Here is a 15481-nt window from a genome sequence, read left to right as displayed (position 1 = left end):
GATGGACACCCCACTCTTTACCGGGACCTACCCCGTCTCCGACGACAAGGTCGCCTTCTTCCGCGAGAACGGCTACGTGCGGTTCGACAACGTCCTCGACGCCGACGAGGTCGAGGCGATGCGGGCCGCCCTCGAGGTCGGCATGGAGGCGAAAAAGGAGTCGGCGCGGGACCTGGCCGGCGGCGGCGACAAGATCGTCCAGATGGTCAACCTCTGGGAGGCGGACGACGTGTGCAAGGCGTACTCCACGAGCCCCCGCCTGGCCGAGATGGCCCGGCGGCTGACGGGGAGCGACGAGGTCCGCCTGTTCCACGACCAGGCCCTGGTCAAGAAGCCGGGGCCGAGCGCGGCGTCGCCGTGGCACCAGGACCAGCCGTACTGGCCGTCGAAGGAGCCGGGGATGCTCTCGTGCTGGATGGCCCTCGACGACGTGACCATCGACCGGGGCTGCATGCAGTTCATCCCGGGCACGCACCAGTGGGGCGAGTTCGCGCCCATCTCGTTCGCGGGCGACGGCCCCGAGCTCCGCGACTTGGTGTCGCCGGAGCAGGACGCCCAGTGGAGCCCGGTCCCGGTCGAGCTCAAGGCCGGCGACTGCACGTGGCACCACGGGCTCACGTTCCACTACACCCGGCCCAACACGACCGAACACGTCCGCCGCGCCTTCGTCACCATCTACATCCCCAACGGCGTCACCTTCGCGGCCGACGAGAAGATGGACGGCCCGCTCAGCGACTCGATCACGAGCCGCAAGGGCGAGCCGCTTCGGGGCACCAAGTTCCTCGAGCTCGCCTGACCCCGGCCTCCTGACAGGAGCGCGGGGGCGTTCGACCTCGAGGTCGGCCCTCCGCGTCCGCTCTGGATTTTTCCGACCCCCCGACCCCACGTGATCGACCTCGCCCACTCCCTCACCCCGTCCGACCTCGCGCCCAAGCTGGAGCGGTTCTGGGGCGCGTCCGGCTCCAAGATCCGCGCCGTCGAGGACGCCTACGATCCTAGCCAGGGCGCGCCGGTGTTTACCGTCGAGGGCCGCTACACGTCGCGCGGGTGGACGGAGTGGACGCAGGGGTTCCAATTCGGCTCGGCGCTCCTCCAGTTCGACGCCACCGACGACGAGTCCTTCCTCGACCTCGGGCGCCGGCGGACGGTCGAGCGGATGGCCCCGCACGTGTCGCACATGGGCGTCCACGACCACGGGTTCAACAACGTGAGCACGTACGGGGCGCTCCGGCGGCTGATGAACGAGGGCCGCGTCCTCGAGGACGAGGGCCAGCGCCACTTCTACGAGATGGCCCTCAAGGTGTCCGGCGCCGTCCAGGCCAGCCGGTGGACGGACCTGGGCGACGGCGAGGGCTACGTGTACTCGTTCAACGGGCCGCACTCGCTGTTCTCCGACACGATCCGCTCGATGCGGGCGCTGGCCCTGGCGCACTCCCTGGGCCACACGTTGGGCGGCGAGAACGACGTCCACCACTCGCTGTTGGGCCGCTTGCTGGCCCACGCCCGCGCGACGGCCCGCTACAACGTGTACTACGGCGAGGGCCGCGACGGCTACGACGTTCGAGGGCGCGTGGTCCACGAGAGCATCTTCAACCTCAACGACGGCAACTACCGGTGCCCCAGCACCCAGCAGGGCTACTCGCCATTCACGACCTGGACGCGCGGCCTGGCCTGGGTGATCTGCGGCTACCCCGAGGAGCTCGAGTTTCTCGCCACGCTCCCCGACGACGACCTCGAGCCGTTCGGCGGTCGCGACGAGATCGAGGCGATGATGCTGCGCACCGCTCGCGCCGCGTGCGACTTCTACATCGAGCACACCCCCACCGACGGCGTCCCCTACTGGGACACCGGCGCGCCCAACCTGCACGAGCTGGGCGACTACCTGGACCGTCCGGCCGACCCGTTCAACGACTGGGAGCCGGTGGACAGCTCGGCGGCGGCCATCGCGGCCCAGGGTCTGCTGCGGTTCGGTCGCGTCCTCGAGGCCCGCGGTGACGATGGGTCGCGGTACGCGCAGGCCGGGCTCCGGGTGATGGACACCCTCCTCGGCGAGCCGTACCTGAGCACGGACCCCGACCACCAGGGGCTCGTCTTGCACTCGGTCTACCACTGGCCGAACCGCTGGGACCACGTCCCCGACGGGCAAAAAGTCGCGTGCGGTGAGGCGACGATGTGGGGCGACTACCACGCCCGAGAGGCCGCACTCTACGTGCAGCGTCTCGCCGAAGGAAACGACTACACCTTCTTTTAGGCCGGCGGCATCCGCGCACGTTCTCCTGGTCTAGTCTTTCCTCAGCCCCCTCCGCCGCAGACCCGCCAGCGTGTGCCCCCCTCCATGAGCGCGACCCCCTTCAGCGACCTCGCCCGGCTCTGCGTCCACACCGTCACGACGCGGCCGTGGGGGATCGAGGACGCCGTCGCGAACTACGCCGCGGCTGGCATGGGCGGGATCACGGTGTGGCGCGAGTGCTTCGACGGGCACACGCCGGCCCAGGTCGGGCAGCGAGCCCGGGCCGAGGGCCTCGAGGTCGTGTCGCTCGTGCGCGGGGGCTTCTTCGCGGCGACCGACGCGGCGGGGCGGCAAAAGGCGATCGACGAGAACAAGCGGGTCGTGGACGAGGCCGCCGAGCTGGGCGCGCCCCTCGTGGTGCTGGTCAGCGGGGCGACCCCGGAGCAGGGCTTGGAGGTCTCGTGCGCGCAGGTCCGGGACGGCCTCGAGGCCGTGCTCCCCCACGCCGAGGCCGCCGGGGTCCGGCTCGGCGTCGAGCCCCTGCACCCGATGTACGCGGACAGCCGGTCGTCGATCAACACGCTGTCCCACGCCAACGACGTCGCCGAGGCCTTCGACTCGCCGTTCCTGGGCGTCGTCGTGGACGTGTACCACCTGTGGTGGGACCCCGCCCTCGAGCGCGAGATCGCGCGGTGCGGGGAGAACGGCCACCTGTTCGCGTTCCACGTCTGCGACTGGAAATCGCCCACCGAGCACATGCTGCTCGACCGCGGCCTGATGGGGGAGGGGTGCATCCCGCTCCGCCAGATCCGGGGCTGGGTCGAGGACGCCGGGTTCGACGGCTACGTCGAGGTCGAGATCTTTTCCGAGCACTACTGGGGCCAGGACCAGCACGCCTTCCTGGAGCAGATCACGGGCGCCTACCTCGCCCACTCCTAACTCCGTGCGCACACGCACCACCATGACCCAGACCGACACCCAGACCCGTACCGATTCCTCGAGCGGCGAGGCCACCGTCCACCGCGTCGGCATCGTCATGAACGGCGTGACGGGGCGGATGGGGACCAACCAGCACCTGCTCCGCTCCGTCAAGGCGATCATCGACCAGGGCGGCGTCAAGCTGAGCCCGACCGAGGTCATCCTGCCCGTCCCCACGCTCGTCGGGCGCAACGCCGTCAAGCTCGCGGCGCTCGCCGAGCGCGCTGGCGTCGAGCGCTGGACGACGGACGTCGAGGCCGCCCTCGAGGACGACGACAACGTGGTCTACTTCGACGCGCAGACGACGGACCGGCGCGTCGAGGCCGTGAAGCGGGCCATCGCGCTCGGCAAGCACGTCTACTGCGAGAAGCCGACGGCCCTCACGACCGAGGACGCCCTCGAGCTGTACCGCCTGGCCGAGGCCGCCGGCGTCAAGCACGGGGTGGTCCAGGACAAGCTGTGGCTGCCGGGCCTGCTCAAGCTCCAGGCCCTCCGCGACACCGGGTTCTTCGGCGACGTCCTGTCCGTCCGGGGCGAGTTCGGGTACTGGGTGTTCGAGGGCGACGTGGTGCCGGCGCAGCGGCCGTCGTGGAACTACCGCGAGCAGGACGGCGGCGGGATCATCCTGGACATGCTGTGCCACTGGCGCTACGTCCTCGACAACGTGTTCGCGCCGGTCGAGTCGCTGACGTGCCTCGGGGCGACGCACGTCCCCACGCGCTGGGACGAGAACGGGGAGCCCTACGACGTGACGGCCGACGACAGCGCCTACGCGACGTTCGAGCTCGAGGGCGGCATCGTGGCCCACTTTAACTCGTCGTGGACCACGCGCGTCCGCCGCGACGACCTGCTGACGATCCAGGTGGACGGCACCAAGGGCTCGGCGATCGCGGGGCTCCGCGAGTGCTGGACGCAGAGCTACGGCAACACGCCGAAGCCGGTCTGGAACCCGGACGTCCCGCAGCCCATCGACTTCTACGCCGGCTGGCTCAAGGTCCCCGAGCAGCGCCCCTACGACAACGCGTTCAAGACGCAGTGGGAGATGTTCCTGCGCCACGTGGTCACGGACGAGCCGTACCGCTTCGGCCTCCTCGAGGGCGCCAAGGGCGTGCAGCTCGCCGAGCTCGGCCTCGAGTCGTGGAAGACCCGCTGCTGGGTGGACGTCCCGGCCCTGACGTAAGAGTGTGTGGGTTGGGGTGTGTGGGGGCGTGGGAGTGGCCATCCCCGCGCCGCAGGCTCATCCCGACCCTCCATTCTCATACCTGAACAATGAGCTCTCGCGCCGCTGTCCGCTCCACCTCGACGTCCCTGACGATGTCCCCTCTCCCCGTGGGAGAGGGACAGGGTGAGGGGGGCCGGCGCTCGAGTTGGGCACCACCTGGAAGCCGGTACTCTGAGACGAGTGGTGTCCTCCAAATCCGTTCTCGAGGACGCCCGACCCCGAGCCACTTTGTGGAAGCCCCCTCGAGGGCAGAACCCCACTCTTCGATAGCCCCTCGCACCCACACTCTCCTATGACCTCCTCCAGAGTCGCCCTCGTCACCGGCGGGGCCAGCGGCATCGGCTACGGCATCTCGCGGGCGCTCGCCCTCGAGGGCGTGTCCCTGGCGCTGTGCGGCCGGCGCGACGAGAGCCGAGTCCAGGACGCCCTCGAGGCCCTGCGCGCCCTCGAGGTCGAGGTCCTCTACGTCTCCGCCGACGTCGCCGACGCGGCCGACCGCGCGGCCGTCCTCGAGGCCGTCCGCCGGCGGTTCGGGCGGCTCGACGTGCTGGTCAACAACGCCGGGGTGGGGCCTCGCGAGCGGAACGACATTCTGGACGCGACTGAGGAGAGCTACGACTGGGTCATGGGGATCAACCTCAAGGGACCGTACTTCCTGACGCAGGCCGTGGCGCGCTGGATGATCGAGCAGCGGCAAGACGCGCCGGACCGGTCCCAGGCCGTCGTCAACGTCGGGTCGATCTCGGCGACGGTCGCGTCCACGAACCGGGGCGAGTACTGCCTCTCGAAGGCCGGCATGGGGATGGCGACGCAGCTGTGGGCGGCGCGGCTGGGGGAGGTCGGGATCCCGGTCTACGAGGTCCGGCCGGGGGTCACCCGGAGCGACATGACGTCGGGCGTGACCGACAAGTACGACCGGCTCATCGAGGACGGGCTGTTGGTCCAGTCGCGCTGGGGCGAGCCCGAAGACGTGGGCAAGGCGGTCGCGATGCTGGCCCGCGGCGACCTGCCGTACTCGACGGGGCAGGTGGTGATGGTGGACGGCGGTTTGACCCTCGCCCGCCTCTAGCCCTCCGTACCGCGTCCCACCAGACTCCCGCGCCATGCGACGCCTCCTGCTCGGCACCGCCCTCTGCGTCGCGGCCCTCTCGGCGCGCGCGCAGCAGCCCTACCTGCCGGTCGGGCCTCCCGGCCACGCCGACGCGGCGAGCGACGCCATCGTCGGGGACGCGCTGAGGACGGAGGGGGCCTACCGGTCGTTGGTCGAGATCTCGGACCGCTTCGGGCCGCGCATGGCGGGGACGCCGGGACACGCGGCAGCGATGGGCTGGCTGGAGCGCGAGCTCCGGGCGATGGGCCTCGCGCCGCGCCGCGAGCGGTTCGCCTACCAAGGCTGGCGCCGGGGGGCGGACCGCGTCGAGGTCGTCGCCCCGTTCTCGCGCGTCCTCCGCGCCGAGGCGCTGGGCTACAGCGCGCCGACCGGACCCCTCGAGGCCGAGCTCGCCCTCTACCGGCCCGGCCAAGCGGAGGCCGCCGCGCACGCCGACTACGAGGGGCGTGTGCTGCTGCTGCCGGCCGGCGCGCGCCTGGGCAGCCGGGACCAGGACTCGCTCGTGGAGCGCCACGGGGTCCGCGGCTTTCTGGCGACCAACCGCGTGGACGGGGGCCGGCTGCTCGCCCGCACGGCCCGGTTCGAGGGCGGCGTCGCACCCGTCCCGCTGTTCGCGGTCACGCACGAAGAAGGTGAGTGGCTCCGCCGGCTGGTCGAGGGCGGCGAGGTCGTACGCGTGCGCGTCTCCACCACGTCGGCGCCCGAGCCCATGACCGGCGAGAACCTCGTCGCGACCCTCCCCGGCACGCGCCCCGAGGGCCAGAGGCAGCGCGTGGTTGTCGGGGCTCACTTCGACTCGTGGGACCTGGGCCAGGGCGCGCTCGACAACGGCCTGGGCGTCGTTCAACTGCTGGAGACGGCGCGGCTGCTGGTGCGCCACGTCGGCGCGCTGCCGCACACGGTGGAGCTGGTGTGGTTCGACGCCGAGGAGCTGGGGCTGTGGGGGTCGCGGGCCTACGCCGAGCGCCACGCGGCGCCGGGGACCGACAGCGACCTCCGGCTGATGGTCAACCTGGACATGGTGGGCGAGCCGCAGGGCCTCAACGCGATGGGCTTCGACGCGCTCGTGCCCGTGCTGGAGGAGGCGAGCCAGTCCCTGGGCGCGTGGAGTCTTGGGCGGCCCGTGGCGAACCGGACGTGGCTCGGGTCCGACCACCACCCGTTCGTGGCGCGCGGCGTGCCCAGCGTCACCTTCCACGCCCCCATCGACCCCGACGCCGTGTCGTTCTACCACGACTTCGGCGACACCGTGGACAAGGTGGGCCGCTACCACCTGGCGCGGGCCTCCGCCATCGTCGCGCTCCTGGTCCGCGACCTGGCCTCGGGCGACGTGCCGGGGCTGCGCCGGCTTACCGCTCTCGAAGCGGAGCACCTGCTCTCCGAGGCCGGCGCGGAGCCGGCCCTTCGTGAGATGGGCTGGTGGCCGCTCTCGCCCCCCGTGGAGTCCGTCGGCGACGGACCGGGGCCGTGATCGACGCCTCTAACACGACCGCCATGACTCCTACCGGTGCCCAGGTCGCGCAGTACGAGCCCGGCGGGCACCGCGTCCGTAGCCGCCGCGCCTTGGGACCCCCTCCGTCTCCGACGGCAGCCGGGTCGAGCGCGCCGACGCGCACGAGTTGACCCCAGCCGCCTGATCTACCCATGGACATCACAGAAGACACGCCCTTCCGGGTGCTCCGAAAAACGTGGCAGCCGGTGGCCCTCTCCCGCGACCTCGAGGCCGGCGGGGTCGTCGGGTACACGCTACTCGATGAGGCGCTTGCCGTGGCCCGCTTCGAGGACGGGACCTTGCTCGCCACGCGCGACGCGTGCCCCCATAAGGGGATGGCGCTGAGCTGCGGGCACGTCGCGTCGGGCCGGCTCACGTGCTCGTACCACGGCTGGCAGTGGGCCGCCGACGGCGCGTGCGTCGGAGTGCCGTCGCTGGCGGAGCCGCCCCAGCGGCTGCTCGACAAGGCCACCCTGGAGACGTTCGCCGTCCAGGAGCGCTACGGGATGGTGTGGGTCCGGCTCGACCCTGAGGAGGCGGCCCCGATCCCCGACGTCCCCGAGTTCGAGGGGGCCGGCGGGTGGCGCGTCCTCGAAGCCGAGCCGATGGCGTTCGCGTGCGGGTTCCGCCGCGAGATCGAGAACTACCTCGACATGACGCACTTCGCGTTCGCCCACGGGACCACGCTCGGGGCCGCCGCCGACGTCGTGCTGCCGCCGATGGAGATCGACCGCCTCGAGGACGGCTTCGAGATGCGGGCGCCGTTCCCGTCGGTCAAGGCGCCGGGGACGACGCCGACCAAGCTCCAGAGCGCGCACCAGCGCCACCAGCGGTGCTACCTCCCCAACGTCACGACCATCCGCCAGACCTTCGAGGACGGTGACCAACGGATGCTGGTCCACGTCCCGAGCCCCAACACGAACGACTCGTGCACGGTCTTCTGGCTCCTCGCCCAGCCGGCCGACTTCGACGGGCCGGCGCTCGAAGATCAGGTCGCGTTCTCGACCGCCGTCCTCGAGGAGGACCGCTTCATGTGCGAGCGCCAGCGCCCCCGCGAGGTCCCGATCATCCCGGGCCGCGGCGGGTGGGGCGTCCTGGTCTCGCCCGGCGACACGCTCGCCAACACGTTTCAGAAGTCGTTCCGCGGGTTCTTGCAGGACCACCTCGATGCCGCCGCCTGACCGACCTCGAGGTCGAGGCCCGCCCTCGATGTCGCCCGAGCCATTCCCGACGCTGCACTTCTTCCCGACCTCGAGGTCGCGCCCGACACCGGCTTCTTCAACGACGAACCGCACGTCCCCGACCTCGAGGTCCGTCCTCAAACCCCCATCCTCCCACACCCCCACACTCACCCATGGCCCTCGCCGCTCAGCACACGCGCTCGCTCCCCGACCAGTCGCTCCCGACCTCGCCCGAGATCCTGACCACGACGGTCGGGTCGTACTCGCCCATCGACTGGCTCGCGGCGCTGCCCAGCGAGCAGGCCGTCGTGGACGCCACGACGGTCGTGTTCGACACCCAGCGCCGCGCCGGCATCGACCTGCCGACGGACGGGGAGCTGTACCGGTTCGACCCGAGTCACCCCGACACGAACGGGATGATCGAGTACTTTATCCGCCGCATCGGGGGGATCTCGACCGAGGTCGGCATCTCGGACGGGCGGGCGTTCCGGGAGAAGCAGGAGATGGGGTTCCGCCGCAAGCCGGCCGGCGTCGTCGTGGACGCGCTCGGCGAGGGGAGCCTGGACCTGTACGAGGCGTGCGCGCGGTCGGCGTCGGTCGCCGGCGGGGCGTTCAAGTTCACCCTCACGAGCCCCTACATGCTGGCGCGGACGCTCCTGGACCGCCACTACAACGATTTCGAGGCGCTCACGCTCGCCATCGCCGACGTGCTGGCGGAGCAGGTGGGCACGCTGCCGTGCGCCGTCGTCCAGGTGGACGAGGCGAACATCCCCGGCAGCCCCGAGCACGCGCCGTTGGCGGCCGAGGCCATCAACCGGATCCTGGACCGCGTCGAGGGCGAGTCGGCCGTCCACTTCTGCTTCGGCAACTACGGCGGGCAGACGATCCAGGCCGGCTCGTGGAAGGCGCTCACGGACTTCCTTAACAGCCTCCGCTGCGACCACCTGGTCCTCGAGCTGGCGCACCGGCCCGAGAGCGACCTCGAGGCCCTCAAGGACATCGACGACCGGATCGCGCTCGGCGTTGGCGTGGTGGACATCAAGGTCAACCACGTCGAGTCGGCAGACGAGATCGCGGGGCGGATTGAGCGGGCCGTCGGCGCCGTCGGCGACGGGCGCGTCCGGTGGGTCCACCCCGACTGCGGGTTCTGGATGCTCAAGCGGTCCGTCGCCGACCGCAAGATCGAGGCCCTGACGGCGGGGCGCGACCGGTTCCTCGGGCGGCCGTGACGCCGCTGTCGGACGAGAGTGAGAGCGCGGGCGGTCATCGCCGGGCAGGCGGGCGACGGCGCTTGGCAGACAACAGTCTGCCCCGGACGGAGTGCCGGGCGAGCCTGGACGCGGGTCACGCTGCGTTGCTCTGTTGAGAACCTCGGCGGTGAGTCGTTAGCGCGCTCTACCGAATCCCGGGGATGGCCGCCTCGGCGACCCCACCGAGGCGGAGGCAGCCAAACCACGTGAGCTTCTCAACAGGGCAACGTTGCGTCACCCAGCGTCGTCACCTCGCTCGCGATCCGCGCGCCTGCGCGAGCACGAGCTCGAATCCGACGAGCTCGAGCGGGTCCAGGACCGGCTCTCGCCCCGGTCCGACCGACCGAAGCGCCAGGGCACGCGCGGCGGCGTCCGGCCCGAGTTCCCGCTCCGGGGCCACCTGGCCTGCCCGGAGTGCTCGGGCCCGTCCGGGCCGACCGTCGTCACGGCCAGCCTGAGCCGGGGCCGGCGGGGGACCCGCTACGCGTACTACGACTGCCACAAGTGCGGGGCCTTCCGGACGAGGGCCGAGAATGTCCACGGGGCCATGCCCGAGTTCCTTCGGGCCCTCCGGCTCCCGGCCGGGTCGGCCGAGCTCTACAGGGCCGTGGCGGCCGACCTCGCGGCCGGCGAGATCGCCGAGCGCCGCCGGGCCGCCGACGAGGCCAAGGTCGAGCGGGACCGCGTCGAGGCCCGGCTCCTCCGGGCCGACGAGATGTTCCTCGACGGCCAGATCGAGGACGACTCGTACCGGCGGCTCAAGGCCAAGCTCGTCGGGGAGAGGGAGCGAGCGGCACGCCTGTTCGAAACGCTCACGGTCGGCGAGGCTGGTGCCCTCCCGGTCGCTCTCGACGACGTAACCGCCGCCTGCGACCTCGCAGAGGCCCTCCCAAGAGTCTGGGCCAACGCGGAGGCTGAGCACGACGCCCAGGCGCTCCACGACCTCGTGGGTTCGATTGCGCCCGGGAAACTGACCTTTGAGGGCGGGTCCGTTCGAACCCTCGGCGACGGGGGGCTTCTCGGCTCGGAGGCCCCAAAAACGAAGGACGCCGGCTCAACGAGTGAGCCGGCGTCTTGGTAGCGGGGGGGGGATTCGAACCCCCGATCTTCGGGTTATGAGCCCGACGAGATACCACTTCTCCACCCCGCGGTGTGGACTCCCATGGTACGGCGGCGCCCGGGCGGCCGCAAGCCGGAGCGATGGAGCCGCGGTGAACTCCGGCTGGGCCGTCGGGTACAACGGCCGGCGATTCGGGCCCCGTACGGCTCCTCTTCGGCCCCCGTTCGTCTATCTTCGCAAGACCTCCGCAGCCCCACGCCTCGCTTCATGGCCTCTGTCCGTCCGTTCCGGGCGCTCCGACCCGCGCCCGAACTCGCCGAGCACGTCGCCTCCGTCCCCTACGACGTCGTTTCGGTCGAGGAGGCCCGCGAGCTGGCCGCCGGCAACGAGCACTCGTTCCTCCACGTCGTCCGCCCCGAGATCGACCTCCCCGCGGGGACCGACGAGCACGCCGACGAGGTCTACGCCCGCGGCGCCCAGGCCCTGCGCGAGCTGGCGGGCTCCGACGCCTTCGTCCGCGACGACGACGCCCGGCTCTACGTCTATCGGTTGGTGATGAACGGCCGGGCCCAGACCGGCATCGTCGGGCTGGTCTCGGTCGCCGAGTACGACGCCGACGTCATCTTGAAGCACGAGAACACGCGGCCCGACAAGGAGGACGACCGGACGCGCCACGTCCTGGAGCAGCGGGCCCACGCCGAGCCCGTCATGCTCACCTACCGCGGCGACGACGCCATCGACGCGGCCGTCGTCCAGGCCATGGAGCGCGAGCCGCTCTACGACTTCCGCGCCAAGGACTACGTCGAGCACACCGTCTGGGCCCTCGACGAGACGGCGCCCGTCGTCCAAGCGTTCGCCGACGTCGACGTGCTCTACGTGGCCGACGGCCACCACCGGAGCGCTGCGGCGGCGCGGGCCGCCGCCGAGCTCCCCGACGTGGACGAGGCCGGCCACTTCTTGGCCGTGCTCTTCCCCTACGACGACATGGAGATCCTGCCCTACCACCGGGTCATCCGCGACCTCCCGGTGGGGAAGGGCAAGTTCCTCGACCAGCTCCGGCGCCGGTTCGACATCGAGGAGGCCCTGTTCCCCGACCCCGAGGACTACGGGACCGTCGCGTTCTACCTCGGCATGGACTACGGGTGGCACTCGCTCGTGCTGCCCGAGACCGAGCGCGACGGGGTCGCCGACACGCTCGACGTGGCCCGGCTCGCCGAGTTCGTCCTGGAGCCCATGTTGGGGATCACCGACCCGCGGACGGACGAGAACGTCGGCTTCGTCGGCGGCATCCGGGGCACCGAGGAGCTCGAGCGGCTGGTCGACAGCGGCGAGGCCGACCTCGCCTTCTCCATGTTCCCGACCTCGCCCGACGAGCTCCTCGACGTCTCCGACGCCGGCGAGCTGATGCCGCCGAAGTCGACTTGGTTCGAGCCCAAGCTCCGCAGCGGGCTCCTGGTTCACACGTTCTGGGAGTGATGGGTACGTCTCTGAGTTTGGCCCCACTCCCTCGCCCGGGTCATTCCCGCGCAGGCGGGGGTCCAGAGCGTGAGGGGCGCCCAGCCCGCCCGTCCTGGACCCCCGCCTGCGCGGGGACGACTAAAAACAGAGAGAGTGGGCGTGAGTTCGGGGTTCAGGGTCCAGGGGGATGTAGCTCGGAAGCTGACCTCGCGAACTCCGCTCTCTGAACTCCCAACTCTAAACCCGTCCCCCATGACCGTCCTCGTCGCCGACTCGTTCTCCGCCGACGCCCAGGCCCGGCTCGTCGACGCCGGCCTGACCGTGATCGACCGGCCCGGGCTCTCGGGCGACGGGCTCCTCGACGCGCTGGTGGAGCACGACCCGGCCGTCCTGGTCGTCCGGTCGAGCGCGGTGACGGCCGAGATGCTGGACGCGGCGAGGGGCCTTGAGCTGATCGTCCGGGCCGGGGCCGGCGTTGACACGATCGACGTGGCGGCGGCGTCGGAGCGGGGGATCTTCGTGGCCAACTGCCCCGGCAAGAATGCGTCGGCCGTGGCCGAGCTCGCGTTCGGGCTTCTGCTGGCCGTCGACCGGCGGATCCCCGACAACGTGATCGCGGCGCGGGCGGGGCGGTGGGACAAGAAGGCGTTCGCGTCGGCGCGTGGGCTCCGAGGCCAGACGCTGGGCGTGCTCGGGCTGGGCGCCATCGGGCGCGAGGTGGCCGGCCGGGCGCGCGCGTTCGGGATGCCCGTCGTGGCCTGGAGCCGGTCGCTCACGCCCCAGGCCGCCGCCGACCTCGGCGTCGCGTATGCCGAGACGCCGCTCGACCTCGCGCGCCGAGCCGACGCCGTGACGGTCCACGTCGCGTCGACGCCCGAGACGGAGCACCTGGTCGACGCGGACTTCGTGGCCGCGATGCGCGACGGGGCGACGCTCGTCAACACGTCGCGCGCCGAGGTCGTCGACGAGGACGCCGTGGCCCAGGCCGTCGCCGCCGGCCGGCTCCGCTACGCGACCGACGTGCCGGCCGGCGAGCCCCAGGCCAAGACCGGCGACTTCGCGCACCCGCTCGCCGAGACGGCCTACATCACCCACCACGTCGGCGCGTCGACGGACCAGGCGACCGAGGCCATCGGGCAGGAGGCGGCCCGCGTCATCCTGACCTACGCCGAGACGGGCCGCGTCGAGAACAACGTGAACCTGGCGGCCCAGACGCCGGCGACCCACCTCCTGACGGTCCGCCACCTCGACCGGGTCGGCGTGCTGGCCGGCGTGCTCGGCGAGATCCGCGAGGCCGGCTGGAACGTGCAGGAGATGGAGAACCTGGTGTTCGAGGGGGCCGAGGCCGCCTGCGCACGGCTCCGCTTCGACGGGACGCCGGACGACGCGACGCTGGCCCGGATCCGCGCCGTCGACCACGTGCTCAACGCGACCGTCATCGCGCTCTAGAACACGCGCGGGGGAGCTCCGAAGGGCGGGCCGTGCGCAGCGTCGGACGCGCACGGCGTGGCGGACTGGGCTCGGACGGCGTCGAAGGCCCCCTCCACCCGGAACGCCGTCGGCTCGCCCGAGGCCAGGGCAAGGTCGGCCTCGAAGGTGCCCGTCGCCTGGCCCGGCCCGACGCGCGCCAAACGGACCTCCCCGACGCTGGCGGCGAGCGCCGCCTGTCCGCCGGCCGCATAGCCGAGGCGGACACCGGGGCCTACCGACGCCGCGCCCTCGGCCGGGACCTCGACCGTGATCGACACCACGCGCTCGGGCCGGGCGCGGTCACGGAGGGCGACGACGAGGGCCGAGCACCCGGCCGACCGTGCGAAGGTGGCCTCCCCGTCGAGCGCGTACCGAACGCCGCTGCCGCTCACGGTCGCCTCGAAGCTCCCGGACGGGGGCGAGGCCGTGTCGCAGGCGGCGAACGCGGCGAAGGCCACCAGGGTCAGGGCGAGGGCGAGCGCCTCCAGCCACCCGTGGGGTACGTCGGGGCAGAGACCTCTGCTCGTCATCGGTCCAGGAGGGCGGCCAGCCCGGTGTCGCCCCGCGCCCGGGCCACGTCGGCGGCCGTCAGGCGACCGAGGCCGCGGACCGCGCGGTCGGCCCCGGCGGCGAGCAGCCGCTCGGCCATCGCCCGAGAGCCGGACGCGGCGGCCCACGCCAGCGCCGTCCGGCCGTAGCGGTCGCGCGCGTCGACCTCCGCGCCGGCCGCGAGCAGCAGGTCGACGGCCTCCCCGTGCCCCCCGGCGACGGCCTGCATCAGCGGCGTCGCGTGGTAGCGGTCGACCGAGCGGCGGTCGGGGTCGGCGCCGGCGGCGAGCAACCGGCCCACGGCGTCGGCGTGGCCGAAGCGGGCGGCGAGCGCGAGCGGCGTCGCGCCGGGCGTCGAGGGCGCGTCGGGGTCGCCGAGCGCCAGGCCGCCGAGACGGCCGCGGAGCGCGGCCTGGGCGAGCCGGTCGGCCGCCGGGTCCGGAGCGTGGCGCGCGGCCCAGGCCAGGAGCGTGTCGGCCACGACGGGCCGCCCCCGCTCGACGGCGAAGTCGAACGCCGTGTACTCGCCGATCTCCGGGATCGCGTCGACGGACCGCACGGCGGGGTCGGTGCCCACCGCCAGCAGGGCCGCCGCGACCGCCGGCCGGTCGTAGAGCGCCGCCAGGTGGAGCGGCGTGAAGCCACGCGCGTTGAGTTTGTTGGGGTCGGCGCCGGCGTCGAGGAGCAGTCGCGCCGGCCCGAGGCTGCCGCCGCGCGCGGCCTGGTGGAGCGGCGAGGCCTCGTCGAGCTCGACGCGCCCGCTGTTCGGGTCGGCCCCGGCATCGAGCAACCGGCGGACGACGTGGGCCCGGTCGAGGCGCGCCGCCAGCGTCAGCGGCGGGTAGCGGACGGCGTTCGAGGCGTTGGGGTCGGCGCCGGCGGCCAGCCGCCGGGCCAGCGCGTCCGCGTCGTCGGCGAAGACGGCCAGCACCAGGGCGTAGGAGTCGGCCTCCGCTCCGGCGGACTCGGAGCGGAGGTGGCCCACGAGCCAACTCATCGCCTCGACGTCGCCGCGCTCGAGGGCCCAGTCGAAGGCGGCGAACCCGATCCGGCTGCGGCGGAGCGGAGCGGGTCGGCCCCGGCGTCGAGGAGCACGGCGGCCGTCTCGGTGTGGGCTTGGTAGATGGCCGCGTGGAGCGGGGTCGTCTCGCCCCTCGCGACGCTGGGCGTGTCGGGGTCGGCGCCGGCGCCGAGGAGGCGGCGGACGATGGCGGTCCGGCCCTGGCGGGCGGCCCGGTAGATCGGCGGGTCGCCGGGCATCTCCGGAGCGACGCCCCAGGCGAGCAGGACCTCGACGGCGCCCGCGTCGTCGGCGGCGACGGCGCGGCCCCAGCGCGCGGCGAGCGAGTCGGGCGGCGGCGCCTGGGCCGCGGCGGTCGCGGCCAGCAGGCACGCGAGGGCGAGGGGTCGGGTCATCGGGCGACGGAGGTGCGGGTGGGGACGGGCCCTCTCGGGTCGGCGGCCGCCGGCAGGATGGGGC

General features: G+C 72.6%; 14 protein-coding genes and 1 tRNA gene. 11 read left to right on the top strand and 4 right to left on the bottom strand.

What is annotated here, in order from left to right:
* Window position 1: 1 nt before the first annotated feature.
* The 9 genes from ACOOHE_RS11975 to ACOOHE_RS11935 all read left to right on the top strand — a co-directional run bounded on the left by ACOOHE_RS11975 (window position 2) and on the right by ACOOHE_RS11935 (window position 10545).
* On the top strand, window positions 2-796 hold the full coding sequence (locus tag ACOOHE_RS11975; protein WP_420454315.1) for a phytanoyl-CoA dioxygenase family protein: 795 nt from the start codon (window positions 2-4) through the stop codon (window positions 794-796).
* A 90-nt stretch (window positions 797-886) separates the two neighbouring features.
* Window positions 887-2251, top strand: coding sequence for a glycosyl hydrolase (locus tag ACOOHE_RS11970; RefSeq protein WP_420454314.1), 1365 nt, complete (start codon window positions 887-889; stop codon window positions 2249-2251).
* 84 nt (window positions 2252-2335) lie between these two features.
* Window positions 2336-3169 carry a sugar phosphate isomerase/epimerase family protein gene (locus ACOOHE_RS11965; RefSeq protein WP_420454313.1) on the top strand — a complete coding sequence of 278 codons (834 nt, stop codon included), beginning with the start codon at window positions 2336-2338 and terminating at the stop codon, window positions 3167-3169.
* A 97-nt stretch (window positions 3170-3266) separates the two neighbouring features.
* Window positions 3267-4388, top strand: coding sequence for a Gfo/Idh/MocA family protein (locus ACOOHE_RS11960; RefSeq protein ID WP_420457624.1), 1122 nt, complete (start codon window positions 3267-3269; stop codon window positions 4386-4388).
* Between the two features lie 334 nt (window positions 4389-4722).
* On the top strand, window positions 4723-5499 hold the full coding sequence (locus ACOOHE_RS11955) for a 3-ketoacyl-ACP reductase (protein ID WP_420454312.1): 777 nt from the start codon (window positions 4723-4725) through the stop codon (window positions 5497-5499).
* Window positions 5500-5533: 34 nt separating this feature from the next.
* The gene (locus ACOOHE_RS11950; RefSeq protein WP_420454311.1) at window positions 5534-7012 is read left to right on the top strand and encodes a M28 family metallopeptidase; all 1479 of its coding nucleotides are present in this window, start codon (window positions 5534-5536) and stop codon (window positions 7010-7012) included.
* 173 nt (window positions 7013-7185) lie between these two features.
* Complete coding sequence (locus ACOOHE_RS11945; protein WP_420454310.1) at window positions 7186-8214, top strand: Rieske 2Fe-2S domain-containing protein; 1029 nt, start codon at window positions 7186-7188, stop codon at window positions 8212-8214.
* Window positions 8215-8387: 173 nt separating this feature from the next.
* Window positions 8388-9443, top strand: coding sequence for a cobalamin-independent methionine synthase II family protein (locus ACOOHE_RS11940; protein WP_420454309.1), 1056 nt, complete (start codon window positions 8388-8390; stop codon window positions 9441-9443).
* Window positions 9444-10071: 628 nt separating this feature from the next.
* Complete coding sequence (locus tag ACOOHE_RS11935; RefSeq protein WP_420454308.1) at window positions 10072-10545, top strand: hypothetical protein; 474 nt, start codon at window positions 10072-10074, stop codon at window positions 10543-10545.
* Here ACOOHE_RS11935 and ACOOHE_RS11930 read toward each other — a convergent pair.
* Window positions 10540-10614: transfer RNA gene (locus ACOOHE_RS11930), tRNA-Met, on the bottom strand. The two genes, ACOOHE_RS11935 and ACOOHE_RS11930, sit on opposite strands and share 6 nt — an antisense overlap.
* A gap of 177 nt (window positions 10615-10791) precedes the next feature.
* Between ACOOHE_RS11930 and ACOOHE_RS11925 the strand changes: the two genes are divergently transcribed.
* Complete coding sequence (locus ACOOHE_RS11925) at window positions 10792-12000, top strand: DUF1015 domain-containing protein (protein WP_420454307.1); 1209 nt, start codon at window positions 10792-10794, stop codon at window positions 11998-12000.
* 234 nt (window positions 12001-12234) lie between these two features.
* Window positions 12235-13431 (top strand): NAD(P)-dependent oxidoreductase, encoded by a 1197-nt coding sequence (locus tag ACOOHE_RS11920; protein ID WP_420454306.1) that lies wholly within the window; start codon window positions 12235-12237, stop codon window positions 13429-13431.
* Here the strand turns inward: ACOOHE_RS11920 and ACOOHE_RS11915 are convergent.
* The 3 genes from ACOOHE_RS11915 to ACOOHE_RS11905 are packed head-to-tail and all read right to left on the bottom strand — an operon-like array spanning window position 13428 to window position 15417.
* The gene (locus ACOOHE_RS11915) at window positions 13428-13982 is read right to left on the bottom strand and encodes a hypothetical protein (RefSeq protein ID WP_420454305.1); all 555 of its coding nucleotides are present in this window, start codon (window positions 13980-13982) and stop codon (window positions 13428-13430) included. The two genes, ACOOHE_RS11920 and ACOOHE_RS11915, sit on opposite strands and share 4 nt — an antisense overlap.
* The gene (locus ACOOHE_RS11910; RefSeq protein WP_420454304.1) at window positions 13979-14998 is read right to left on the bottom strand and encodes an ankyrin repeat domain-containing protein; all 1020 of its coding nucleotides are present in this window, start codon (window positions 14996-14998) and stop codon (window positions 13979-13981) included. Before ACOOHE_RS11910 ends, ACOOHE_RS11915 begins: the two co-directional genes overlap by 4 nt.
* Window positions 14995-15417 (bottom strand): ankyrin repeat domain-containing protein, encoded by a 423-nt coding sequence (locus tag ACOOHE_RS11905; RefSeq protein WP_420454303.1) that lies wholly within the window; start codon window positions 15415-15417, stop codon window positions 14995-14997. The genes ACOOHE_RS11910 and ACOOHE_RS11905 overlap by 4 nt, the downstream gene beginning before the upstream one ends.
* Window positions 15418-15481 lie beyond the last annotated feature (64 nt).

The sequence above is a fragment of the Rubrivirga sp. genome (genome assembly GCF_965213695.1).
GTDB lineage: Bacteria > Bacteroidota > Rhodothermia > Rhodothermales > Rubricoccaceae > Rubrivirga.
Note: the sequence above shows the minus strand (reverse complement) of the source record. Positions and strands in the feature narration are given on the sequence as shown.

Excerpts from the sequence above, each read along its gene's own strand:
- ACOOHE_RS11975 (WP_420454315.1), top strand. The coding sequence starts at position 2 with ATGGACACCCCACTCTTTACCGGGACCTACCCCGTCTCCGACGACAAG.
- ACOOHE_RS11965 (WP_420454313.1), top strand. The coding sequence starts at position 2,336 with ATGAGCGCGACCCCCTTCAGCGACCTCGCCCGGCTCTGCGTCCACACC.
- ACOOHE_RS11960 (WP_420457624.1), top strand. The coding sequence starts at position 3,267 with ATGAACGGCGTGACGGGGCGGATGGGGACCAACCAGCACCTGCTCCGC.
- ACOOHE_RS11955 (WP_420454312.1), top strand. The coding sequence starts at position 4,723 with ATGACCTCCTCCAGAGTCGCCCTCGTCACCGGCGGGGCCAGCGGCATC.
- ACOOHE_RS11950 (WP_420454311.1), top strand. The coding sequence starts at position 5,534 with ATGCGACGCCTCCTGCTCGGCACCGCCCTCTGCGTCGCGGCCCTCTCG.
- ACOOHE_RS11945 (WP_420454310.1), top strand. The coding sequence starts at position 7,186 with ATGGACATCACAGAAGACACGCCCTTCCGGGTGCTCCGAAAAACGTGG.
- ACOOHE_RS11940 (WP_420454309.1), top strand. The coding sequence starts at position 8,388 with ATGGCCCTCGCCGCTCAGCACACGCGCTCGCTCCCCGACCAGTCGCTC.
- ACOOHE_RS11925 (WP_420454307.1), top strand. The coding sequence starts at position 10,792 with ATGGCCTCTGTCCGTCCGTTCCGGGCGCTCCGACCCGCGCCCGAACTC.
- ACOOHE_RS11920 (WP_420454306.1), top strand. The coding sequence starts at position 12,235 with ATGACCGTCCTCGTCGCCGACTCGTTCTCCGCCGACGCCCAGGCCCGG.
- ACOOHE_RS11915 (WP_420454305.1), bottom strand. The coding sequence starts at position 13,982 with ATGACGAGCAGAGGTCTCTGCCCCGACGTACCCCACGGGTGGCTGGAG.
- ACOOHE_RS11910 (WP_420454304.1), bottom strand. The coding sequence starts at position 14,998 with ATGAGTTGGCTCGTGGGCCACCTCCGCTCCGAGTCCGCCGGAGCGGAG.
- ACOOHE_RS11905 (WP_420454303.1), bottom strand. The coding sequence starts at position 15,417 with ATGACCCGACCCCTCGCCCTCGCGTGCCTGCTGGCCGCGACCGCCGCG.